Here is a 25,940-nt window from a genome sequence, read left to right on the forward strand (position 1 = left end):
ACATAAAAACGCTCAATAAAACTGAAATGTAGCTTGTATTTTAGCCTGTTTTATTGAAATAAAGAACACATCAATTATCTAAACTTGCTATAATTCTTCACAACTTTTAACCGCACTTTTACTTATGACGTTACAATTTAATATCGTCGCCTTATTATTGGTGATTTTAATTATTCTCGGATTACTCAGCCATAATAGCGCGATCACAATTTCTGCTGCTGTCTTACTCATTATGCAACAAACTTTTTTATCACAGTATATTCCTTGGATCGATCAATATGGTTTAAAACTAGGAATTATGGTTTTAACCCTCGGTGTCCTCAGCCCTTTAGTATCAGGGAAAATTCCATTGCCTGAACTTTCTTCCTTTATTCACTGGAAAATGTTTTCCTCTATCGGCGTTGGTATTTTTGTAGCCTGGCTTGCAGGCCAAGGTGTTGACTTAATGACAAATCAACCCGTTCTCGTCACAGGGCTTATGATTGGTACGGTTATCGGCGTATCTTTCTTTGGCGGTATACCCGTTGGCCCACTTATTGCTGCAGGTATATTAGCTTTACTTTTAGGGAAAATTTAAATGAAAAACAAATATCTCACTCTTGCAGCTTTAAGCGGTTTCTTCTGTGTCGCACTAGGTGCATTTGCGGCACATGGTTTAAGCCATGTATTAGAAGCCAAAGCATTATCATGGATTGATACGAGTTTAAAATATCAAATGTTCCATACCATTGCAGTACTTGCCGTTGCATTATCTGCTTTACGTGACAACAAATTCGCCCGATTATCCATGGCTTCTTGGTTAATTGGAACCTTATTATTTAGTGGAAGTTTATACGCCCTCGCTTTCGGAGCAAGCAATGCAATAGTGTGGATTACGCCTATTGGCGGAACTTTATTTTTAATCGGATGGATTAGCTTAGCTTACGGAAGTTTCAAAAGTAAATCGCTATGAAAAACAGATCGGTAAAACACGCATTAACACCTTTACAACAATCTCTTTTTTCTCAATTAAATGACATCATGTTGGTGGATAAACGCCGTTTATCTGCCCGCATTCATGGTATTGGAAAAATTAAAAGCCAAGAAGCTCAGCAAGCAGTGGCTGCTGAAATCCAACAGCAAATTGAACAGGCTCAATTGCGTGTAGAAAATCGTAAAAGTGCGGTCAAAAATCCGATTGTTTTTCCAGAGAGTTTGCCGGTTAGCCAACGTAAAGCAGAAATTCAAAAACTGCTTTCTGAACATCAGGTCATTGTGGTGGCAGGGGAAACTGGTTCGGGTAAAACCACCCAATTGCCGAAAATGTGTTTGGAATTAGGTTTCGGCAATTTAGGCATGATTGGTCATACTCAACCACGCCGTATTGCTGCTCGTTCGGTGGCGGTGCGTATTGCTGACGAACTGGAAACGGAGCTAGGCGGTTTAGTTGGTTATAAGGTTCGTTTTAACGATCAAGTCAGTGATGATACACAAATCAAATTGATGACTGACGGGATCCTGTTAGCGGAAATTCAAAACGATCGTTTCCTTAATCAATATTCTTGTTTGATTATTGACGAAGCTCACGAACGCAGTTTGAACAATGATTTTATTCTTGGTTATCTGAAACAGCTGTTACCACGTCGTCGTGATTTAAAGGTCATAATCACTTCTGCAACCATTGATGTAGAACGCTTTTCCAAACATTTTAACAATGCCCCGATTATCGAGGTGTCGGGCAGAACCTATCCTGTTGAAGTACGTTATCGCCCCGTAGTAGAGGAAGACGATCAAGATCAGCTACAAGGCATTCTTAATGCGGTGGATGAACTGCAAGCAGAAGGTCGGGGCGATATTTTGATCTTTATGAACGGTGAGCGTGAAATTCGCGATACGGCCGAAGCTTTACAAAAACAAAATCTAAAACACACGGAAATTCTACCGCTCTTTGCACGCTTGTCTGCGCAAGAACAAAATAAAATTTTCCATCCGAGCGGATTAAATCGCATTGTATTAGCAACTAACGTCGCGGAAACCTCATTGACCGTGCCAGGCATTAAATATGTGATTGACCCAGGCACAGCGCGCATTTCTCGTTATAGTTACCGTACCAAAGTGCAACGTTTGCCGATTGAGCCGATTTCACGGGCTTCAGCAAATCAACGTAAGGGCCGTTGTGGTCGAGTGAGTGAAGGGATCTGTATTCGTTTATATTCGGAAGAGGATTTTAATTCTCGTCCAGAGTTTACTGATCCTGAAATTCTGCGCACCAATTTAGCCTCCGTTATTTTGCAAATGACGGCATTGGGTTTGGATGATATTGAAGCTTTCCCGTTTGTTGATGCGCCGGATAAACGGCATATTCAAGATGGTGTGAAGTTGTTGGAAGAGTTGGGGGCGTTTGAAACCATTCAAACCAAATCGTGTGAAAAACGTCGATTAACGACAATCGGTCGCCAACTTGCCCAACTCCCTGTGGATCCACGTTTGGCGAAGATGTTGCTGACCGCTGTCTCACAAAGTGCGTTGCATGAAGTGATGATTATTGTCGCGGCGTTATCCATTCAAGATCCTCGCGAGCGCCCACAAGAAAAACAACAAGCTTCCGATGAAAAACATCGTCGTTTTGCCGATAAAAAATCCGATTTCTTGGCGTTTTTAAATCTTTGGCATTATCTACAAGAACAACAAAAAGAATTGAGTAAAAACCAATTCCGTCGTCAGTGCCAAAAGGATTTTTTAAATTATTTGCGCATTCGCGAATGGCAGGATATTTATCAACAAATTCGTCTTGCCGTGCGTGAAATGGGCTTGCCGATTAATTCGGAAAAAGCCGAATATCAGCAAATTCACACCGCACTTTTAAGCGGTTTGCTGTCGCATATCGGTTTAAAAGAAGCGGAAAAACAACAATATCTTGGCGCACGTAATGCCCATTTTGCAATTTTCCCCAATTCTGTACTTTTCAAAAAACAACCGAAATGGGTGATGGCGGCAGAGTTAGTGGAAACCTCCAAGCTTTGGGGGCATATGGTGGCGGAAATCGAGCCAGAATGGATCGAGCCGCTAGCCGAGCATTTAATTAAAAAATCCTATTCAGAACCGCGTTGGTCGAAATCTCGTGGGGCGGTGATTGCAGATGAAAAAGTCACGCTTTACGGTGTGCCGATTGTGGCTGCTCGACCAGTGAATTACGGTTCTATTGATCCGACGGTAAGCCGCGAGATCTTCATTCAATCTGCCTTAGTGGAAGGGGATTGGAATACCAAACATAAATTCTTCAAAGAAAATCAACGACTCGTTCGAGAAGTAGAAGAGTTGGAGCACAAAAGCCGTCGCCGTGATATTTTGGTAGATGACCGCACGCTTTTTGAATTTTACGATCAGCGTATTGGTACGGAAGTGGTTTCTCAAAAACATTTCGATACCTGGTGGAAAAAGGCGCAGCAAAAAGATCCGGAATTGCTTAATTTTGAACGCTCATTCTTGATTAATGATGATGCGGAGCAAGTGAGTAAGTTGGATTTCCCGAATTTCTGGCATCAAGGCAATTTAAAACTCAAATTAACTTATCAATTTGAACCGGGTACTGATGCGGACGGCGTGACGGTGCATATTCCGTTGCCATTGGTCAACCAAGTGGAAATGACCGGCTTTGATTGGCAAATTCCAGGCTTGCGTGAAGAGCTGGTGATTGCGCTTATTAAATCTCTGCCGAAATCTTATCGCCGGAACTTTGTGCCTGCACCTAATTACGCCCAAGCCTTTTTAAGTCGAGCCGTGCCATTGGAGAAACCGTTATTAGATACGCTAATTTATGAATTACGTCGCATGACGGGCGTCACCGTAGAGGCGGAACATTGGAATTGGGAACAAATTCCAAGCCATTTGAAAATGACGTTCCGTGTGGTGGATGAAAATGGCAAGAAAATTGCCGAATCCATGAATTTGGACGAGCTGAAATTTAACTTAAAAGATCGTGTACAGGAAAGTATTTCTGCTGTGGCACATGATGGTATTGAACAAAGCGGGCTACATATTTGGAGCTTTGCAGATTTACCACAATGTTACGAACAAAAACAGCGTGGTTTTAGCGTCAAAGCGTTCCCGGCCATCGTAGATGAAAAAGATGCGGTAGGTATTAAACTGTTTGAAACAGAGCTTGAGCAAGCAGTGGCAATGCAACAAGGTTTGCGTCGCTTGTTGCTGCTCAATGTACCGTCACCGATTAAATATCTGCATGAAAAATTGCCGAATAAAGCTAAATTGGGGCTGTATTTTACCCCGTTCGGTCGTGTGTTGGATTTGATCGATGACTGTATCGCTTGTGCCGTGGATAAACTGATTGCCGATTTTGGCGGTTTTGTATGGGATGAGGCAGGCTTTGAAAAATTGCGTGATTTCGTGCGGGAAAACCTTAACGAAGTGACCGCAGATATTGCACAAAAAGTGGAGCAAATCCTATCCCTTAACCATGCCTTAAACCAAGGTTTAAAAGGCAAAATGGATTTCACTATGGCCTTTGCATTGTCGGATATTAAATCACAACTTGCGGATCTTATTTATCAAGGTTTTGTGCAAAAAAGCGGTTATTATCGTTTACCAGATTTATTACGTTATTTACAGGCAATAGGCAAACGCTTAGATAAACTTACCCAAGATACAAATCAAGATCGTGCAGCAATGCTACGCGTGGAAAAAGTGCAACAAGCCTACCAACAACTTCTTGCTAAACTGCCAAAATCTAAACCAATTTCCGATGAAATTGCAGAAATTCGCTATATGATTGAGGAATTGCGTGTGAGTTTATTTGCGCAGCAGTTAGGCACAAAGTATCAGGTATCGGATAAGAGAATTTTGAATATAATGAGAGAAATATAAATAAAGATACTCATAGAAATAATATAAGCAATATGTAATCACTCTATTTTACTGGATTACAAGCTTACTATTCAAATAGTACTTATTTGGAGATGTGGTTCGTTTATTTAATTAGGCAACCTATTTAGCATAATTATCCAATAGATACCATTCTACTGTTTTACGAAGTCCTTGTTCAAAAGTTATTTGCGGTTGCCAACCCAATTCTGCATGAATTTTAGAACAATCCAATGAATATCGCACATCGTGGCCAGGTCGGTCTTTTACAAAAGTAATTAAATCTTCGTAATACTTAATGTGATTAGGCTTATTTGGCACAAGTTCTTCGAGTAATTGGCAAATTGTTTTAACCACTTCAAGGTTTGTTTTTTCACAATTTCCACCGATATTATAGTTTTCCCCGACTCGACCTTTTGTCAAAACTAAATATAAAGCTTGAACATGATCTTCCACAAATAACCAATCACGAATCTGCTGCCCATCACCATAAATTGGCAAAGGCTTTCCCATCACAGCATTTGAAATTATTAAAGGGATAAGTTTTTCAGCATGCTGATAAGCCCCATAGTTATTGGAACTGTTTGTGATAATCACCGGCAAACCGTAAGTGCGATACCACGCGTGAACCAAATGGTCACTCGCGGCTTTTGAGGCTGAATAAGGACTGCTAGGATGATAAGGGGACTGTTCGGTAAAGTCTGGTTCGGAAAGGGATAAATCCCCATATACTTCATCAGTAGAAATATGGTGGAATCGAAAGGTCGTTTTTTTAGCTTCGTCTAAGGTATACCAATAATTCTTAGCAACCTCTAACAACGTATAAGTACCAACAATATTGGTTTGAATAAAATCAGCTGCTCCCATAATAGAACGATCGACATGACTTTCTGCCGCCAAATGCATCACTGCATCCGGCTGATATTTCTCAAAAACACTTTCTATCGCCTTAAGATCACAAATATCAATTTGCTCAAAAGCATAACAAGGACTATTTTCTACCTCTTTCAAAGCGGATTGATTTGCCGCATAGGTCAGTTTATCAATATTGATAACAGAATCTTGAGTATGATTAATAATATACCGAATAAGAGCGGAACCGATGAAACCAGAACCGCCGGTGATGAGAATCTTCATGTGATTATTAATACCTAAAATATCACAAAACCTAAATCATTGGCTTTTACCTAAACCCCAAATTTTATTGGTAATAAATTTATGTACTTTTCTGAGGTGAAAAAATTCGCTAAGCAAATATGTAACAATAAAGATTAAGATAAAAAGGATAATTTTATTTATACCTAAAGGTAATAAGTAAAGCTTACCAAGAGAAAGAAGTTCGCCATGTAATATATATAATTCAAAACTGATATCGCCCAGATGAGTAAATAATTTATTACCAAATAAAATATCAAAAACACCTCCATTAATTGAAAGTAAATGAATTAAAATAATGTCAAATAAGATAAATTGTGTATAAACAAAAGTTTTATCTAAAGCAATATAAACATATATTATCCCTGATAATGAAATAAATTGAAGAAGAGATAAATTAAATGAGCCTCCCAAGCTATTCTTATCTAAATCTCGTAATAAAAAGTACCCTAGATACCCTAAAAGAAAATGAATTAATCTGTATGGTGGAAAAACATATAAAGAAATAGCTTCAGGTAAAGGATATCGAGCTTTAAATATCATCTCATCAATTGTCATCGAGAAAAGATATAGGATAAAAAATGAGATAAGTAATACTGAACGCTTACAATTTTTAAATAAACCATTTATTTTAGGTACAAAAAACCAACAAAATAGCATCGTCGAAAGAAACCATGTTGCACCATTAAAACTGAACATTGCAGGCCTATACCAACTTTTAAGAAGAGTGATACTAAGAAAAGCATCTCTAAATATATTAGTATAACTAGGTTTAATAAAAGATATTACATAAGCAGCAATCAAAAATGTAAGCACGTGTAAGAAATAAAATTTTTTTAATTTATTTATTAGGTAAGAAAAACAAGCTTTCCAGCTTGAATCAACATTCCCATTATTCCGACTAACAAAACCGTAAGCGATGAGATAACCAGATAAAATAAAAAATAACTCTACCCCTCTAGCTCCATAATCAAAAATCTTGCCTGTAGAGATAAGCCCATAAGCATGATTTAAATATATCAATATGAATGCAAGAAACCTTAGCCCCTGCAAATTATTTAATGTAGTCATTAATAAGCACCATCTCTTTTTAGCACGACATTCACTGTTTTAAACAAAATAGCAATATCATTCCAGAGTGACCAGTTTTTTACATACCAAGAATCGAAGTAAACGCGGGTATCATAATCCACATCATTACGCCCGCTTACTTGCCATAGCCCTGTCATGCCTGGTTTTGCCATTAAGTAATAATCTACATCATCTTGATAGCGTTCTAACTCATCAGCAACAATAGGGCGTGGACCTACTAAGCTCATTTCTCCTTTTAATACATTAAATAACTGCGGTAATTCATCTAAGCTGGTTTTACGAATAAATGCCCCAATTTTGGTAATGCGTGGATCATTTTTTAGTTTGAAATCCTTTTCCCATTCTGCTCTTGCCTCAGGATCATTTGCTAATAGTTCTTCCAAGACTTCTTTTGAATTAACTACCATTGATCTAAATTTTAAACATTTAAATGTTTTACCATTTCGACCAATTCTAGGGTGTCCATAAATAGCGTTACCCCCATCTTTTTTAACTGTATAATAGAGATAAAGAAGAACAGGAGAAAGCATGGTGATAATGGATAAAGATCCAAAAATATCCATAGTACGCTTTAATATTCTTGATGAACGTTTCGCTAGATTATTATTTATTCTCATAAATAACATTTCGTGACTAAATAATAGCGACATATCTGTGCTATATAATGGAATCCCCGCAACATTTGGAATAACAGAGATTGAACGACAATTATTTTTTGCTAGGTATCTTAACCAAGCATATAATTTATCTTCATCATTTAAAGTAAGAACAAACTGAACGGTTTCTTTATCTAAGGATAAATACGAAATCACATCCAAATTATCAGAGACTACTTCAACTTGCCCTGTTTTTTTATTGATTATCAAGTTGGGAGAAACAATATATCTAATATCAAATCCCAGATAAGATTCTGTGATTAGTGCTTGATAAACTTCTCTTAACCTTTCTCCATCCCCAATAATAATCGTTTCTTTTTTATAAATTCCCCACTTTAGCAAGAGTTTTTTCATTAAAACTCTAGCTGTTGGGAATAGAATAAAAATGATTAACCAAGTAAATACCCAAAATGTTCGAGAAACATAGAGTTTAGAGAGTGCAACAATGGCAAGTTCAATAATAAAGAAGATGATTAGTGTTCGAATCACTTCCTTTAATTCAAACCAAAATGGCTTACGGTAAGTATAATGTCTTAATCGCAACCAGAACCAAGAAACACAACAAAGTGACATAACTAAATGAATATAAATATATTCATCTGATTGTTCACTAGGGAAATAGCTATGCCCTGCGCCAAAGAAGTTAAGCAGTGGGAAGATTAATAAAATAGGTAAAAACAAAGATAAAAAATCACTAAAAAAAAGAATAATCTTTGATAATGTAATCTGTGTCCATTTAGTCATTGGCATTACCTTTATTTATTTAATTCTAAAATAAAGCTCTTCATACTAGGATACTTATCCAAATCAAATTTTCTTGAGAAAAAATGACCGCTCTTTTTCGCAAATAGAAGCTGAGCTTTATCTGATTCGCTATCTGTCCAAGTATGCGGAGCTCCATCCCACCAATTAATATAACGAAGGTTCCCCTGAAAATCCTCAGGTTGATCTTTTAAGCGAATAGGCGAATAAATTTTATGTTGTAAGTTTAATTTATTTATCATTGTTGGTATAAATATCTCATCACCAAAAACAGAGTAATAAAATATATCTTTAATTAAAGCCTGATTTTTAACTAATAATTGTGTACTCTCTAGATCTATTGATAGCCAATTGGACGCATAGTCCACTTCGATTCGGTATTTATCTAACCTATTGATCCTAAGTGCTTTTTGAATAGTGATTTCTAATTTTCTATAAAGACTAATTGCTTTTCTTATAACTTTATTATTCGTACTTCTTGAACTTATATTAGAGAAATAATGAGCATATTTTACGCGTTCATCAACTCGATTCTTTAGAGCGATTTCTTCACTCACTAACGATAAAAAAATTTTTTCAGGATTAGCTTCAAAGAAAGAATAAATTTCATCATTACTTGCTAAGGGTAAATCTACACCTGACAACAAATGAAAATAGCTATAATCATTAGATTCTAATGCCCAAGAAAAGAGTTTCATTTCTGCTTCAATCTGAGAATACCCGCCCCAATGAATAGTGCATTCTTGAGAAAAATAGATATTTGACTCTTTCGCCACCTTAGTAATCTTATTTTTAACTTCAGCAGAAAAATTAGACTTTTTATCTATGAGAATATAAATATCATGATATTTATAATCCAATAGAGAAACTAAAAATGCTAACTGTTCAAATTTATTATGAGCAATAATTAAATAAGCATGTTTATTATCCATTATACTTCCCATTTAAAGATAGTCTTAAAGGATGTTGTTAAGTCGGTATCAAAAACACGATAAATATCATTGATATTTTGAACAGGTTTATCTTCAAAAATAATATTTTTAAAACGATTTTGAAGACGTTTATTTGCCATTATGTTTACTGCGGTTTCAAAATCTGCACGTCCAGATCTTGATGAACCTACAACAGTTAACCCTTTTTCCAGAATATCACGTGTATTTACGGCAATTTTATTGTCACTTACGCCCATCAAAATAACTGTGCCTTGCGGTTTAATATATTTAATTATATCGTCAATGGCATATTCACTTCCTGCACCACCGCAACATTCAAAAGCGTGATCAAAAGAAAAATCTTCAGGGATTTCGCTGGTTAAATAGGTTTTATCCACAAAATTAAACATACTCAGCTTTTCGTGATTACGCCCAATCACTGTAATTTTAATTTCAGGGAATAGTGCATTAAGTACCGTCGCGGTAACATAGGATAAACTGCCATCACCAATAATTGCCACCTGTTCTCTAACAGGATGAGAAATGCAATTAAAACGTTCAACCGCATGAGCAGCCACACTTACAAACTCTGAAATCACCGCAACGGTATCATCTATGTCATCATATTTTACAAGGCGATCAGGAGGAAGTTGCACCACTTCTTGCATAAATCCATCGAAACCGCTAGAAAGGAATTTTGTTCCTTTCATGTAATTTTCATAGAAAATTTCACCGCTTGCTTCTGGAGGTTGATTAGGAATCATGACCACTTTTTGCCCAACACTAAATGTTTTGGTTGGATCAGAAACAACTATACCGCAAGATTCGTGAATTAACGCCATCGGCAACTTTTTCGCTAAAATACTCGGTTCTCTCTTTCCTTGAAAATAACGCTGATCTGCATGACACAATGCCATATAAAAAGGGCGAACTAATACCCTATCATTTTGATTAACTGAAATATCTTCATATTTAATCATGATATTTTTAGGGCGAACAAGTTGAAAAACTTGATTTAGCATTTACGCCTCCTCTAGCATCGCACGTGCAATTTTAAGATCCGTAATCGTCGTAATTTTAATATTGGAATATTCGCCTCTCGCCAAAGCAACTTGCTTATCACTGATAACAAAGATTTTACAAGCATCGGTCAAAATTTCTTTTTGCTCTGCAGAAAGTGCGTGATAAAGCGATAGAAACTCTTGGCATTTAAAAGACTGAGGCGTTTGCCCTTGATATAAATATTTACGTTCAGGAATATCCGTAATAAACGTATTATTTTTGCTTTCTACAATCGTATCTGTGGCTTCCACAACGGTATCAACAGCGTCATATTGTTGAGCGAGCTCAATATTTTCCCGAATCGTTTTTAATGTTAAAAATGGGCGAACGGAATCGTGTGTCACAATGATATCTTTATCTGTAATAGGACGACGTGCATTAATGGCATTGATCACATTCTCAATCGTCGAATTACGATCAACTCCACCTTCAGTAACTAAAATACGTTCGGTATGTGCACTCAAATATTTATCAATAAGATCTTCTGTATAGCTTACCCAATCAGGATGCACGCCTAACACAATTCTATCAAATTCAGGCACTAGAAGAAATTTCTCAACTGTATGAATCAAAATAGGTTTACTACCTAATTCTAAAAATTGTTTTGGCATATCAGTAATGCCCATACGGGTTCCTTTTCCACCCGCTAAAATTCCAGCGTAGATCATATTTAGTAACTCTTTAAAAATTAGTTAGTATTAAGATAAAATCTTGGCAAATTAGAAAAATACTCAAAAATATTTTTGGTAAAAATATCAGACACAGAATAATCTATATAATCTAAAGGAAAGTTCTTGTTATAAAAGAAGCCAATAAAAATACATAGAAAATAAATACAACCACATGTGAAATATAGAAAGTTTCTATTATTCAAATTATCAACAAAAGAATTAATTCTCGTAATTAATATCGTTGTCGATAACACAATCATCGGATACACAATAAATAGATTTCGGTCAAAAATATTTCTTGCAAAAACAGTACCTAATGAAAATATAGAAAAATAGAATGTAAGAACTATAAATAAACGGAATAATATGTTTTCATTATCTATATTCTTTTTTAAAAAAAGGAATAAAAATAAATATAAAAAAATAACTAAAGTTCCTATATACATTCTTGCCATTATGGTAAAAATAAATAGCTCCGCATATGCATCATTGCTAAGATAAGCTTCTATCTTTGATGCATACATTAATAACATCTCATGACCTAATAAATCAGCTAAACAAGGTACTAAATATGCTAATACTGGGAACGCTAACAAGAGTAATAATGTGCTATACCATTTAATTTTATTAATAAATGGGTATGCAAAACGTATACATATAAAATAGATAACCGCTGGATGCACTAAAAATGGTATAAGATAAAAAATAGAAAAAAATATACTACCTATTTTCCCTTTTTCTATCTTAGCATCAAAATATAATACCATCATCATTAACGACATCGACAAACAATATCTCATACCACTTGTTGTATATCTATAATTATTGGCAAGAATAATTGCTATCAAACCAACCAATAAATATCGTTTTAGAATATGATTTTCTTGATAAAGATCAACAATCGTTACTGTATAGCAATAATAGGTTATAATACAAACAACAAAGCTAATTAAACTATAAGTAAATGTATCACTAAAGAAATACATTATATATGTAAATATGGGAATTTCCTTATAGTTATATCTCCCTACATTAGAGTGTCCATCGTATAACCATTCCATTAAATCACTAAAGCTCCCAAACTTTGAGAATTCAGAAGCGGCAAAATAATGCCAACTTGAGTCATCACCATATGCAGGGCTGTATCTTAAAATAGGTAAAGATATGACGAGAACAAAGAAAAATAAATATAATTTTGCATACTTTCTATTAAAAACTATTCCTACACCACTTGTAATCAAAGTTCCAAATGGCAAAAACAATAAAAATAAAACAGAAAAAAATAGTATTACAATAGAAAACATAAATTAAAAACCATAGTTAAAATAAAGAATTTCTAACTTTTAAATAAAAACTCAGAATATAGAATAAATTAAATTTACTCATCCTTAATAATCTTATCTTCCTACCTTCACGGAATTCATGAAAAACTTCATCTACTCTATAAATAAAATCAATAAATTCTTGTTTAGAAGACTTAACATCATTTCTTAATAAGAAAATATTTGTATGCGTCTCTATAACGTCAGATATTAAGCTTTCAAGTAATTTTCTCTGTATGTCAGAAATATTTTGATAAGAATTATAAAAATGAATTAAAGAAAAAAGTACTTTCTCGTGCATTTTTATATTTTTTATATAGCTAGACATACTCACACTTTGTGTTGGTGAGCCTAATCTATAACGATAAATTGGTAATTCAAAATATGAAATGGTTTTAATATAAGGCATAGGGAATACATTATATTCCAAATCTACATAGAAACAGTTTTCATCAATCTGAATATTATTTTCCTGCAAGATTTCTGTTTTTATACAGATAGCATGCATTTTAGGTAATTCATTTATCTCAGATAAAAAATCATCATATTGGTAAGTTTTTTGATTTAACTTAGGCTTATATGAATAAATTTCTTCTGTGTTTTTATCAGTATATACTTTAACAAATGGAGAGATTACCTCATCATCATTACATTTTTCTAAATAGTAAATAAGCTCACTTAGATTCTTAGATTCTATCCAATCATCAGCATCAACGACTTTAAAATACTTCCCTGTCGCAATTTTAATTCCTGAATTAATAGTAGAACCATGTCCACCATTCTCCTTGTCGACAATCACGATAGTTTCAGGATAATTTTCCTTTAACTGTTGTGCAACAGCTAATGTATTATCCTTAGAGCCATCATTGACAATGATAATTTCTAATTTTTCTGGATTAGAAACTGATAGCATCGTTGGAATTGTCTCTAATAGATAATTTTCTGCATTATAGGACGGGACAGTAATAGTTAATATTTTATTCATATTTAATGAGCTCTATTCTTTAGTTTTAAGATAATTTTCTTATATAGCTTCTCACCGATAAAAAGAGAAATAAAAAGAATTTTTCTTTTTAAAGTAAAATGACGGGAATTTAAAATAAACCATGTATCTTTTTTTAGCTTATAGATAAGTTCGTTAGCAAGTTCATCATATTTATCACGATCTTTAGATACACATAACAGATCTAAAACATAAAAATAAGCCCATAAAACTCGGCGTTTTGCACTAGAAATAATCTTAGGATATTTCTTTTCAACAATTGAATAATTTAAGTTATACGCATCAAGAACATCTCTGCTTTTTTCAGAAAATGGCTTTTTAGTTATGCTATTAGCTCTATGATAATAATAATATTTTCTTTCATTAGTTACTGAAATTAAATTACATTTATCTAACAATCTTACAATAATAAATGCATCTTCAGATGTTTTTCCTAAATCATATCTCAAATCATTAAATATTTCTTTTCGATATAGTTTATTTACCGCAGTAACTGAGGTTATTTTAGAATCTAAAACCATTTGAATAGCCTCTTCTGCATTCATCAAATATTTTTTTACTTCTTTTACCTGAGAATCTTTTCGATTAGCATAAATATTATATAAACCACACATAGAAACATCTGACTTATTTTGCTTAATTAAGTTATATAATGTTTCATACATATCATTATCAATATAATCATCGCTATCAATAAAACCTATAAATTCTCCATTGGCTTTATCTATACCAAAGTTTCTAGCAGAAGATAATCCGCCATTTTCTTTATGATACACCACAATACGGGAATCTTTTTTGGCTAACAGATCACATAAATTACCGCTATTATCTGTCGAACCATCATCAACCAAAATAATTTCTAAATTTTTATATGTCTGATTAATGATAGAATCAATACATTTTTCTAAATATTGTTCAACATTATAGACCGGTATAATTACACTTATTAATTCATTATCCACAATAATATCTCTAACTATTGATCTAGCAAGTGACGATAATAGGTACCATTGCTCGAAAGAATATCTTTACTTAATTTATAAGTTGTTTTAAAAATATATGTATCATTAGTTAAATTCTCCCATACGTTTTTATCATATTGCTCACCTAACAACTTTTCTAATTTAAATAAATTTTTATTTGCAATAGGTATTGCATCTATTTGCACTCTTATATCTAGATTAATTTCATAAGCGATAGCAAACATATAATCAATAATCAAATAATCAACAACTAAATCGTAAGTTTTATAATATTCAAAGAAAAAATCTCGTACAAATGAATATAATGAACTATTTCCTGATAAGAAAAAACCTTTCCATCGATTTTTTGCTATATTTGGTGAATATTCATAATATTCACCAGTTTTAAGAGAAAAGAATGGTAGTTCTAACCATTCGATAGGAAAATCATTTCTGATATAAATAGTTGCATCAGCCCATACTCCACCATACTTTGCTAATAAAGCAACTCTTAAAATATCAGAAAATGCGACATATGGTATATCTCTGCCAACTTTATCCATAATATAATTAGGGATCTCTACATAGTCTGAAATATTATTGGCATCTAATAAAACAAACTTGTAACCGTGTTTTTTCGCATAACTTTCTTGGCTATCTAAAGACATTTTTACAATTTCGGGTGTATTATCATAGCCTTGAAACCAAAGAGACCAGATGATTTTTGCATTATCTCCATTTTTAATCGGAAATTCATACCCTTTCAAAAAATCTGAAAACTCTGATTTAAACCAATTTATTGTAATTTCATGTCTTTTGTCACAAATTCTTTGAACATTCTTTACACCTATTATTTTTATTAAAGCAGGGGAAAATTTTCCTATTAATTGCCAGTTTAATACACGGCTAGGAAACGTACCTCTTTTTCTATTGACATCTTTAAAAAAATTAAAGGCTTTCACTAAATTATTGTTCATGCTCATAACCTAAACTAATGATATGATATTGATGAGGAACCCTGCTGCTTTCCGGTGGTAGTTGCATATAGTTCTCACCATAAATTGCTATAAGGTATTCTTTATATTTTTTAGGTGATTTAATCATTATATCCTCAAAGGGTAAATATTCCCCAGTTGAAAAATACTCTGATGGCACTAATTCACATAACTTATAAGCTCCAGTATAGTTTCCTGCATATCCTTCTTCTATTCTATACTTTGAAATAGTATTAATATAATGTTTCTGCCAAAATCTATAGTTTAGTATTTTTTCAATATTAACAATGTCAGCAATCTTTATTATTATTTTTTCTAGAACAGGTCTATCTTTTTTATTCTGATTAACTATTTTATTAAATTGTGATAACTGAACCATCATTCGAGAGAAAAGATATCGTTTTTCATGAATATATTTCTTTATTGGGTTACTTGGTAATCCATCAATCGGAAAAATATCAATCCAGAGGCTCTCTTCATGGGGAATATTACTATATGTCATTAAGATTTTAGTTGTTGAATCCTGAAGGTTCATAAATGCCTTTGTGAAACTTGGCGTATTACTTTCATTCACTAATTTATAAGGAAAGTTAAACTCACTAGGCTCTAAATTCATTAGCTTGTTATAATCTTCTCTTGGCATGCCAATATCAATATCATCATCCCAAGGAATAAAACCTTTATGTCTCACAGCCCCCAGCAACGTTCCTCCTAACGCAAAATAAGTCAAATTGTGCTTTTCACAAACTCGAATAAATTCTTTAAAAATAGCAAGTTCTTTTTTTTGAATTAATTGCACCGTAGATAGATTATCTGTCATTGCAAACTCCTAAAAACTTTTATCATATTTTCTTCCAAAGAGCTTAGCCATAAGAAATCCTTTTCCCTTTTTCCATAAATCCACTTTTTCCATATATATAAAAGGAATTTCTTTAGGAGAAATATTTTTATAGTTTAGCCAAACATTAAACAATCTTTCACTCACTCGGCCAAATAATCTAGCTTCGAATGCAGTATAAGATGAAAAATCTATCTTCTGATACATTTCATTTAAAATAGGGAAGAGCCATTCACAATACTCATTTAATAATGTTTTTTTCATGATAAACATATTAAACATGTAGCCACTACGTTGTTTCATGACTTCATCAAAAGCAGCAAGATAATCAGAGCTATTTTTTGCAATAATCTCTCTTGCTAGATCTAAATGTGTATGATCAAATGTATGCGCATAGTGAGAATATAATGTTTCTATGTAATATTTACGCTTAGAGGGCACGATAACATCATAATGTTCTATAAGTTTAGATACGTCATTCAGAGATAAAATTACATCGTCAATTTGAATAGAGTTATCAAATATTTTCTTCTTTACTGTAAAGAAACGGCGATAATGAACTAAACCTATATAATCAACATCTAGGTTTTTCCATGCCCAATATACGCCTGTTAGCTCACAAAAATAAGGATTCAGTGCGGAGATATTATTACCCTCATTGTCCTTTTGATAACCTAAATCATCTTTACCTTCTGCCCCAACATGAACAGGCATATAAAGTTCTTTATCTCTAGGCTCATTAAAATTTTTATGTGTTGCTATAATGATTTTTACACTTTTCAAAATAATATCTCTTATTTATTAAGTTCATCTCTTACACATTTTAATGCCACTGCAATTACTTGGTGCATATCAAAATAACGATACATACCTAACCGGCCACCAAAAATGACATTTTTTTGTTCATCAGCCAATTTTGAATATTGTGCATACAAACGGTTATTTATTTCATTATTTACTGGATAATATGGCTCATCACCTTTCCCCCAGGTTTTGGAATGTTCTTTTGTAATAATCGTTTTAGGCTGTGTACCAAATTCAAAGTGTTTGTGTTCAATAATACGAGTATAAGGCGTTGCAGAATCAGTATAATTTACAACTGCATTACCTTGATAATTTTCTATATCTAATGTTTCCGTTTCAAAACGTAAACTTCTGTATTCTAATTCTCCTAATTGATAATCAAAAAACTCATCAATCATACCTGTGAAAACGAGTTTCGGATAAGTGGCTAAGTAGTATTCTTTATTTGCAAAAAAATCAACATTGGTTTCGACATCAATATTTGGATGCGATAACATTTTTTCGACAATTTGCGTATATCCGCCAATTGGAATACCCTGATAAGTATCGTTAAAGTAATTGTTATCGTAAGTTAATCGAACAGGTAAACGCTTAATAATAAAAGAAGGGAGTTCAGAACAAGCTTTACCCCATTGTTTTTCTGTATAGTCTTTAATTAATTTGTTATAGATATCAGTACCCACTAGGGAGATTGCTTGCTCTTCAAGGTTTGAGGGTTCTTTCCCTTTTAATACCTGTCTTTGCTCTTCAATTTTTGTTAGTGCTTCTGCTGGTGTAACGACCCCCCATAATTTATTAAAGGTATTCATATTAAAAGGTAAGTTATAAATTTCACCTTTATAATTTGCGATAGGGGTATTCGTATAGCGGTTAAATTCTGCAAATTGATTTACATAATCCCAAATTTCTTTATCGCTCGTATGAAAAATATGAGCCCCATATTCGTGAACCTGGATCCCTTCCACCTCTTTGGTGTAAATATTTCCTGCAATATGACCGCGCTTTTCAATCACTTTCACTTTTTTACCAGCTAATGCTGCTTCTCTTGCAAAAACAGCTCCGAATAATCCCGCACCAACAACTAAATAATCATAATTTGACATTACAATGCATTCCTTTTTAATTTAATTTTGTTTAAAACAGATGAAAAAATTTGATATACCATTGGTTCTTTTAAAATCAATAAACTTATTAGATAACTACCAAAAAATAAAATTGATGATAATAATAAGTTAATAATTTCATTTGAGTTAAATGGTATTAACAAAGTTACGCCTGTTGAAATAAACAATGCTATTAACACTTTCCAGATGTTTATTTTAGCTAAAATAGGGAAAATGAACTTTCTTAATAAAATAATTTGAACAACAACAACTGCAGATTCTGCACATAAATTTGCAATTGCCGCCCCATTAACACCCAAATGAGGTATTGCGAAAATATTGATTACACCACCTACTAGCGCTCCAATAATTGTAGAAAAAACAATCTGCTTTTCTCTATCCATTGGTACTAAAATTTGCCATCCCATTAAGTTAGATAATGCAATAAAAAACACTGTTGGCATAATAATTTGCATTGGCTCAACTGAAGCTAAAAATGATTCACCTGATAATAGGAAAATGGCATCTTTAGCATATAACGTAAAATAAATCGTTAATGGTAATGAAACAATAAAAATAAAACCTAGTGCATTTTTAACAAGGTCTTTAAACTCATCAAAGCGCTTTTGCTCATAATAAAAGGCTAATCTTGGTAACATTACTGCACCTAATGAGGTTACAAGGCTTACTAAAATTTGTTTAATTTTTACCGCTGCTGAATAGTAGCCAACATTATCATCACTTGTCATGAAACCCAACATTACAGAATCAAGATTAACATAAATCGTAATTGATATTGTCAATAAGAAAAATGTGAATGAGGGTTTTATATGTTTTGTTATCTCTAACTGTTTAAATGTGATTTTATATAATGCAATAATCTTTCTTAGATTATAAAAATTTAATATTCCTGCCCCAACTGACGCCAATACAGTTAGCATTGCGTAAGGGAGTATATCGTTACTTTCTTTAACAAAGATAAAAAGTAAAATAAGTGAGGCTATTTTAAAAAAGATTGAACGAATAGTAATATAAGAATACTGTTCTAAAGCTTTGTATAACCATTCAACACCTAACACATTAAATAACATTGAGAATGCTAGGATAATATATAGCTCTTTATCGATATGGAGTTTATCAAAAAAAATAACAGATAGTAATAATAAAGTTAAAGCAAACGCTAAGAAAATGGTATTTAATATTAATAATTCATAAACCGTTTTTGTTAATTTATAACTGTCATCCCTAATTTTAGCACAGGCCTTAATACCATAAGTGGGAATGCCCATCATCGCAATCATACTAAAATAAGCAACAATAGAAGTTGCAAACCCAACCTTACCTAATCCCGATGCTTGCAAAATACGTGAAACATAAGGAAATGTAATAAGTGGTAAAATAAAGTTGGATAGAGTCAAAATAAAATTCATAATGAAATTAAATTTGACTGACTTGTATTTAACCATTTACATTCCCACTTTTTATTTATTTTCTTCTAAATAATTCTGCTAAAATAATAGAGATTGTTGAAATAAACCCACCAATCAATAAACCAATCATTAAGATTAATGCTTTTTTCGGTTTATCTTTTATTACAGGATAATCCGGCTCACTCAAGTAATAATAAGCACTCACATTATTCTCTTTCTCTACATTGCCTTCTAAATTATTTAATAACGCCAACTGCTTATTCATGTTTGCGTAACTTAGTGGGTAAACTAACGGTGCAGTTTTTAAGGTATCTAATTGTGCTTGTAGGTATTTTTCACCAAGCATAAAAAGATAAGCGCCATCACTGAGTTTTGAATCACTAAATGGTACCTTAGCATCTCCTAACAATACTTCTGGCACGCTTACGTTACCATTTAATGATTTAGAATAATCTTTAATGCCAGCAGATTTGGCAGTAGCTAGGGCTGTCGCTAAGTTCTCTAACTGAATTTTACGAATGTTTTCACTATCACGTTCAATTTTATTTTTTTGAATTTCTAGATTTTTTTCTACTAAATCGATATTAGCTATAAGATCTTGTTTTGCTTCATCAATCACTTTTTTATTGACGAAGCTAATATACTCTTTTAAAACAGATTGTGCTTCGGATGATGTTCCTGCAGTAAAACTTACATTTATACCTAATGCATTAGGATCCTTTTTTACATCAGGGAAAGAAATAATTAAATTCTTTTCAATTAAACCAGATAATAGTTTTAATTTTGCATCTTGTGTTTCTACGATTTTATTGGCATATTCATTAAACCAAGCAGATTGAGCAAAGAATGCTTCTTTTGTACTACGAGAAAGTAATTCTGTTTTAAATTGATTAAATAAATCAACAGCAACTTTCTCTCGTGAGAAATCTTTGATGTCTAAGATAGAGGCATACTCATTCTTTACAAGAAGATAATTGCCAAGATGCGTTGCTTTAGGTGCAATTACTACCGCTTTTGAGGTCCATTGTTCTTTTGCTGTAAATGCATAAATACCAGCAATAACAGTACAAAAACAAGAACATAATAAAATCCAAAGCTTTTTATTCCATAATGTTTTTATTAGCTCAATTAAATCTATTTCATTACTATTTTGATAATTAATATCATTCATATTTATACCTTATTTTAATATATTTTATTTTAACGAATTCTACATAATATAACTATTATTAACAATAAAAGTTATGTAAAGATATTGTAAAGTTATAATAATAAATTCATAAGAAAAATGCGGCTAAAATTAGCCGCACTTCCTGTATTAATGAAATCCTTTTATTAATATTGATTAAGAATAATACATCTCAAACTCAACTGGATGTGGTGTCATATTTAAACGTTCTACTTCTTTACGCTTAATATTAATAAATGCTTCGATAAAGTCTTTAGTAAACACCCCACCTTGCGTTAAGAATTCATGGTCTTTTTCTAATGAATTCAACGCTTCTTCTAATGAGCTTGCAACTGCTGGAATATCTTTTAATTCTTCCGGTGGAAGATCATAAAGATTTTTATCCATTGCATCACCTGGGTGAATTTTGTTCGCCACGCCATCAAGACCAGCCATTAATAATGCAGCGAAAGCCAGATATGGGTTTGCCATCGGATCTGGGAAACGTGCTTCAATGCGGATCGCTTTCGGGCTAGTTACTGCCGGAATACGAATTGACGCAGAACGGTTACTTGCAGAGTAAGCCAATAATACAGGCGCTTCAAAGCCAGGCACCAAACGTTTATATGAGTTAGTACTTGGGTTGGTGAAAGCATTTAATGCTTTAGCATGCTTAATGATACCGCCGATGTAATAAAGCGCGGTTTCAGAAAGACCGGCATATTTATCACCTTGGAAAATATTTTTTCCATCTTTGCTTAATGACATATTACAGTGCATGCCTGAACCATTATCACCCGTAATTGGTTTCGGCATAAAGCAAGCGGTTTTACCGTGTTCTAATGCAACGTTTTGTACCACGTATTTATAGATTTGCGTTTCATCCGCTTTCAAGGTTAAGCTATTGAATTTAGTTGCAATTTCGTTTTGGCCCGCGGTTGCCACTTCATGGTGGTGAGCTTCGATAACTAAGCCCATTTCTTCTAAAATTAAACACATTTCAGAGCGAATATCATGAGCCGTATCAATTGGTGCCACCGCACAATAACCACCTTTCTTCAATGGACGATAAGCATTGTTACCACCTTCATATTTTTTATTGGTGTTCCAAGCGGCCTCAATGTCATCAATGGCGAAAGAAGCACGGTTCATTGATACATCGAAACGCACATCATCAAATAAGAAGAACTCAGGTTCTGGACCAAAGAATGCCTGATCTGCAACGCTTGTTGAACGCATATAGTTTTCTGCTCGAATAGCGATTGAACGCGGATCACGCTCATAGCTTTGCATCGTTGTTGGTTCATAAACGCTACAACGAATTGAAAGTGTTGGGATCTGCGCAAATGGATCGACTACTGCAGTTTCAGCAATTGGCATTAAAAGCATATCGGCTTTGTTAATGGTTTTCCAACCTTCAACAGAAGAGCCATCGAACATTTTGCCATCTTCAAACATATCTTCATCGACAAGGCTAACTGGAATGGAAACACCGTGTTCTTTACCTTTAATATCAGTGAAGCGGAGTAGCACGAACTTAATATCGTTCTCTTCGATCAGTTTGAATACGTTGGCAATTGCATTTGCATTTGGCATAAGGAGTCCTCTATTTTGCTATGTGTATAATCTTTACAAAAATGAAAGGTGCATTATAACGTAACCACTTACCTTTTTCATGGGATTTATTTTATCACCCAGCATAGCAGATCAACGAAATATCGTGTATAATTTTTGCCCTTTCAACATTCTCTTGTAGGGTGAGTTCTACTCACCAATTTAAACTACTTGGACTATTCGGTGGTAATAAAATTCCACCTTATAAAACTTAAACTTTAAGAAAGTAATAAATGAAAAACGACATTGATATTAACAAATTGCGCAATATCGCAATTATCGCTCACGTTGACCATGGTAAAACCACCCTCGTTGACAAACTCCTTCAACAATCTGGTACATTTGAATCCACTCGTGGTGATGTTGATGAACGCGTAATGGACTCAAACGATCTTGAAAAAGAACGTGGTATTACCATTCTTGCAAAAAATACCGCAATTAACTGGAATGGTTATCGTATTAACATCGTAGACACCCCAGGACACGCAGACTTCGGTGGTGAAGTAGAACGTGTGCTTTCTATGGTGGACTCTGTACTTTTAGTGGTAGATGCGTTTGATGGCCCAATGCCACAAACGCGTTTCGTAACACAAAAAGCCTTTGCTCACGGTTTAAAACCAATCGTAGTTATTAACAAAGTTGACCGTCCAGGCGCACGTCCTGATTGGGTGGTGGATCAAGTATTCGATTTATTCGTTAACCTTGGCGCAACGGATGAGCAATTAGACTTCCCTATTATCTATGCTTCAGCATTAAATGGTGTCGCAGGGCTTGAACACGAAGAATTATCGGAAGATATGACGCCGTTATTTGAAGCGATCGTTCAACATGTTGAACCACCAAAAGTGGAATTAGATGCACCATTCCAAATGCAAATTTCCCAATTAGACTATAACAGCTATGTGGGTGTTATCGGTATCGGTCGTATCAAACGTGGTGCAATCAAACCAAATCAACCTGTGACTATCATTGATGGCGAAGGTAAAACTCGTCAAGGCCGTGTGGGCCAAGTATTAGGTCATCTTGGTTTACAACGTTATGAAGAAGATGTTGCTTACGCAGGAGACATCATTGCCATTACCGGTTTAGGTGAATTAAATATCTCAGATACTATTTGTGATATCAACGCCGTTGAAGCCTTACCTTCATTAACTGTTGATGAACCAACTGTAACGATGTTCTTCTGTGTAAATACTTCACCGTTTGCAGGTCAAGAAGGTAAATATGTGACTTCTCGCCAAATTCTTGAACGTTTAAACAAAGAATTAGTTCACAACGTAGCATTACGCGTAGAAGAAACACCAAATCCAGATGAATTCCGTGTTTCTGGCCGTGGTGAATTACACCTTTCTGTATTAATTGAAAATATGCGTCGTGAAGGTTACGAACTTGCGGTTTCTCGTCCTAAAGTAATCTACCGTGAAATCAACGGCAAAAAACAAGAACCTTACGAACAAGTGACTATCGACGTAGAAGAACAACACCAAGGTTCTGTCATGGAAGCATTAGGTATCCGTAAAGGTGAAGTTCGCGATATGATGCCAGATGGCAAAGGTCGTGTACGTTTAGAATACATCATCCCAAGCCGTGGCTTAATCGGTTTCCGTGGTGAATTTATGACCATGACGTCTGGTACCGGTTTACTTTACTCTAGCTTCGATCACTACGATGACATCAAACCAGGTGAAATCGGCCAACGTAAAAACGGTGTATTAATTTCTAACGCAACAGGTAAAGCACTTGCTTATGCACTATTTGGTTTACAAGAACGTGGTAAATTAATGATCGACGCCAACGTAGAAGTTTACGAGGGTCAAATTATCGGTATTCACAGTCGTACAAACGACTTAACTGTTAACTGTTTACAAGGTAAAAAACTCACCAATATGCGTGCATCAGGTAAAGATGATGCCATCGTCTTAACCACGCCGGTGAAATTCACCCTTGAACAAGCTATTGAGTTTATCGATGACGACGAGTTAGTGGAAGTGACACCTGAATCGATCCGTATCCGTAAAAAACTCTTAACGGAAAACGATCGTAAACGTGCAAACCGTACTACAACCAGCACGAGTACTCACTAGAAAAAATGGGATCATTGCGATCCCATTTTTATTTTCCTAAATTCATCATAAAGTTTCATGAAAATTATATATAAGGTGTAAATTCGTTATTTTCACCTCGTAGTAACGACATCAATTTAGGATGAATAAATAATTTATCTCTTCCCAAAGATATCTCACTCAAAACACCTATATCACAAAGCTCTTTTAAGTATTTAGAAGCATATAGCTGATGAACTGCTAGAACCGCCATTTTATTAAGGTTTATAGATAAACTCTATACCTTCATCATCTTCTTCGGTCCAATCATCATCCCAATCTTCGTCATCATCAAATTGATGCTCCGCTAGTTTTTCCTGATGATAATCTTCCCATTTGAATTTTACTTCTTCAGGCGCAACTTGTTGTGTTTCAGCTTCGCGTGGATTCGCTATGATAAAGTCCATAATATCACGACAAAGTGGTGGAACATTTTTCCCTGTTGCAGCTGAAATCAGGTAATAATCTTCTTCCCAACCCAATTGTTCAGTAATTTCTCGAGCCCGCTCTTCAGCTTCTTCATCGCTCATCGTATCAATTTTATTAAATACTAACCAACGTGGTTTCTCTGATAATTTTTCACTGTATTGGAAAAGTTCAGATTCAATAATAGCAACATTATCTGCTGGGTTAGAGCCATCAATTGGGGCAATATCGACTAAATGAATAAGCACTCTACAACGTTCTAGATGTTTTAAAAAGCGAATTCCTAGCCCTGCGCCATCTGCTGCGCCCTCAATTAATCCTGGAATATCGGCGACTACGAAACTGTGTGAGTCATCAACTTTCACAACACCGAGACTTGGTACTAAGGTAGTAAATGGATAGTCTGCAACTTTTGGTTTGGCTGCTGAAACGGCACGAATAAAAGTGGATTTACCCGCATTAGGTAAACCGAGCATTCCCACATCAGCAAGTAGCATTAATTCCAATAATAAATCGCGTTTTTCCCCCGGTGTTCCCATTGTTTTTTGACGCGGTGCACGGTTTACCGATGATTTGAAACGGGTATTCCCTAAACCGTGATAACCACCTTTGGCTACCAACATTTTTTGACCGTGTTGGGTTAAATCTCCCAAAGTTTCTTTAGTATCGTTATCAATAGCGCGAGTTCCTACGGGAACAGGTAAAATAATATCTTTACCACGACGCCCTGTACAATCTGAACTCCGTCCATTTTCTCCGCGTTCTGCGGCAAAGCGTTTATTAAAACGGTAATCGATTAAGGTATTGAGGTTTTCATCTGCTTGTAAATATACATCACCACCATCGCCACCGTCCCCACCATTAGGACCGCCTTTCGGAATAAATTTCTCTCGACGGAAACTTACGCAACCGTTGCCACCATCCCCAGCCTCAATTCGAATAAGGGATTCATCAATAAATTTCATTAAAACTTCTCCAAAATAAAC

22 protein-coding genes are annotated in these 25,940 nt (G+C 34.3%); 4 read left to right on the forward strand and 18 right to left on the reverse strand.

Going from position 1 to position 25,940, the window contains the following annotated elements; translation table 11 throughout:
* Window positions 1-124 precede the first annotated feature (124 nt).
* Genes KP713_RS05580 through hrpA form a run of 3 tightly spaced genes read left to right on the forward strand, consistent with a single transcriptional unit; the run spans window position 125 to window position 4,860 of the window.
* A complete protein-coding gene (locus KP713_RS05580; protein WP_048952754.1) occupies window positions 125-577 on the forward strand; it encodes a DUF441 domain-containing protein in 453 nt (150 codons plus the stop codon).
* The gene (locus KP713_RS05585; protein WP_048952753.1) at window positions 578-952 is read left to right on the forward strand and encodes a DUF423 domain-containing protein; all 375 of its coding nucleotides are present in this window, start codon (window positions 578-580) and stop codon (window positions 950-952) included. It abuts the gene before it with no gap.
* Window positions 949-4,860 (forward strand): ATP-dependent RNA helicase HrpA, encoded by a 3,912-nt coding sequence (gene hrpA, locus KP713_RS05590; protein WP_215770068.1) that lies wholly within the window; start codon window positions 949-951, stop codon window positions 4,858-4,860. The genes KP713_RS05585 and hrpA overlap by 4 nt, the downstream gene beginning before the upstream one ends.
* A gap of 120 nt (window positions 4,861-4,980) precedes the next feature.
* Here the strand turns inward: hrpA and rfbB are convergent, their stop codons facing one another.
* From rfbB to glnA, 16 genes are all read right to left on the reverse strand, one after another.
* The gene (gene rfbB, locus KP713_RS05595) at window positions 4,981-5,994 is read right to left on the reverse strand and encodes a dTDP-glucose 4,6-dehydratase (RefSeq protein ID WP_215770069.1); all 1,014 of its coding nucleotides are present in this window, start codon (window positions 5,992-5,994) and stop codon (window positions 4,981-4,983) included.
* A gap of 36 nt (window positions 5,995-6,030) precedes the next feature.
* Entirely contained in the window at window positions 6,031-7,083 is a 1,053-nt protein-coding gene (locus KP713_RS05600) for an acyltransferase family protein (RefSeq protein ID WP_215770070.1), read from the reverse strand.
* The gene (gene wbaP, locus KP713_RS05605) at window positions 7,083-8,504 is read right to left on the reverse strand and encodes an undecaprenyl-phosphate galactose phosphotransferase WbaP (protein ID WP_215770071.1); all 1,422 of its coding nucleotides are present in this window, start codon (window positions 8,502-8,504) and stop codon (window positions 7,083-7,085) included. Before wbaP ends, KP713_RS05600 begins: the two co-directional genes overlap by 1 nt.
* Before the next feature lie 11 nt (window positions 8,505-8,515).
* Window positions 8,516-9,454, reverse strand: a complete 939-nt coding sequence (locus KP713_RS05610; protein ID WP_215770072.1) for a beta-1,6-N-acetylglucosaminyltransferase — start codon at window positions 9,452-9,454, stop codon at window positions 8,516-8,518.
* Entirely contained in the window at window positions 9,454-10,476 is a 1,023-nt protein-coding gene (locus KP713_RS05615) for an alcohol dehydrogenase catalytic domain-containing protein (protein ID WP_215770073.1), read from the reverse strand. Before KP713_RS05615 ends, KP713_RS05610 begins: the two co-directional genes overlap by 1 nt.
* On the reverse strand, window positions 10,477-11,184 hold the full coding sequence (locus KP713_RS05620; protein WP_215770074.1) for an IspD/TarI family cytidylyltransferase: 708 nt from the start codon (window positions 11,182-11,184) through the stop codon (window positions 10,477-10,479).
* Between the two features lie 20 nt (window positions 11,185-11,204).
* The gene (locus KP713_RS05625) at window positions 11,205-12,491 is read right to left on the reverse strand and encodes an EpsG family protein (protein WP_215770075.1); all 1,287 of its coding nucleotides are present in this window, start codon (window positions 12,489-12,491) and stop codon (window positions 11,205-11,207) included.
* Between the two features lie 16 nt (window positions 12,492-12,507).
* Complete coding sequence (locus KP713_RS05630; protein WP_215770076.1) at window positions 12,508-13,494, reverse strand: glycosyltransferase family 2 protein; 987 nt, start codon at window positions 13,492-13,494, stop codon at window positions 12,508-12,510.
* Between the two features lie 2 nt (window positions 13,495-13,496).
* On the reverse strand, window positions 13,497-14,474 hold the full coding sequence (locus tag KP713_RS05635; RefSeq protein ID WP_215770077.1) for a glycosyltransferase family 2 protein: 978 nt from the start codon (window positions 14,472-14,474) through the stop codon (window positions 13,497-13,499).
* Between the two features lie 14 nt (window positions 14,475-14,488).
* Window positions 14,489-15,451 carry a capsular polysaccharide synthesis protein gene (locus tag KP713_RS05640; RefSeq protein WP_215770078.1) on the reverse strand — a complete coding sequence of 321 codons (963 nt, stop codon included), beginning with the start codon at window positions 15,449-15,451 and terminating at the stop codon, window positions 14,489-14,491.
* Window positions 15,441-16,289: a LicD family protein gene (locus tag KP713_RS05645; protein ID WP_215770079.1), complete on the reverse strand. Its 849-nt coding sequence runs from the start codon at window positions 16,287-16,289 to the stop codon at window positions 15,441-15,443. The genes KP713_RS05640 and KP713_RS05645 overlap by 11 nt, the downstream gene beginning before the upstream one ends.
* 9 nt (window positions 16,290-16,298) lie before the next feature.
* The gene (locus KP713_RS05650; protein ID WP_215770130.1) at window positions 16,299-17,093 is read right to left on the reverse strand and encodes a DUF4422 domain-containing protein; all 795 of its coding nucleotides are present in this window, start codon (window positions 17,091-17,093) and stop codon (window positions 16,299-16,301) included.
* Window positions 17,094-17,101: 8 nt separating this feature from the next.
* Entirely contained in the window at window positions 17,102-18,214 is a 1,113-nt protein-coding gene (gene glf / locus KP713_RS05655; RefSeq protein WP_215770080.1) for a UDP-galactopyranose mutase, read from the reverse strand.
* A complete protein-coding gene (locus KP713_RS05660; protein WP_215770081.1) occupies window positions 18,214-19,680 on the reverse strand; it encodes a flippase in 1,467 nt (488 codons plus the stop codon). The genes glf and KP713_RS05660 overlap by 1 nt, the downstream gene beginning before the upstream one ends.
* A 19-nt stretch (window positions 19,681-19,699) precedes the next feature.
* Window positions 19,700-20,815: an LPS O-antigen chain length determinant protein WzzB gene (locus tag KP713_RS05665; protein WP_215770082.1), complete on the reverse strand. Its 1,116-nt coding sequence runs from the start codon at window positions 20,813-20,815 to the stop codon at window positions 19,700-19,702.
* Window positions 20,816-20,989: 174 nt separating this feature from the next.
* Entirely contained in the window at window positions 20,990-22,408 is a 1,419-nt protein-coding gene (glnA, locus tag KP713_RS05670; RefSeq protein ID WP_215770083.1) for a glutamate--ammonia ligase, read from the reverse strand.
* Window positions 22,409-22,659: 251 nt separating this feature from the next.
* On the opposite strand from glnA, the gene typA reads away from it, so the two are divergent.
* On the forward strand, window positions 22,660-24,510 hold the full coding sequence (gene typA, locus KP713_RS05675) for a translational GTPase TypA (protein WP_215770084.1): 1,851 nt from the start codon (window positions 22,660-22,662) through the stop codon (window positions 24,508-24,510).
* 64 nt (window positions 24,511-24,574) lie between these two features.
* On the opposite strand, the gene KP713_RS09065 is transcribed toward typA, so the two are convergent.
* Window positions 24,575-24,742 (reverse strand): hypothetical protein, encoded by a 168-nt coding sequence (locus KP713_RS09065; protein WP_226385906.1) that lies wholly within the window; start codon window positions 24,740-24,742, stop codon window positions 24,575-24,577.
* Between the two features lie 4 nt (window positions 24,743-24,746).
* Window positions 24,747-25,919: an Obg family GTPase CgtA gene (cgtA, locus tag KP713_RS05680; RefSeq protein WP_215770085.1), complete on the reverse strand. Its 1,173-nt coding sequence runs from the start codon at window positions 25,917-25,919 to the stop codon at window positions 24,747-24,749.
* Window positions 25,920-25,940 lie beyond the last annotated feature (21 nt).

Origin of the sequence: Haemophilus sp. SZY H36 (genome assembly GCF_018829625.1) — a bacterium.
Taxonomy (GTDB): domain Bacteria; phylum Pseudomonadota; class Gammaproteobacteria; order Enterobacterales; family Pasteurellaceae; genus Haemophilus; species Haemophilus haemolyticus_K.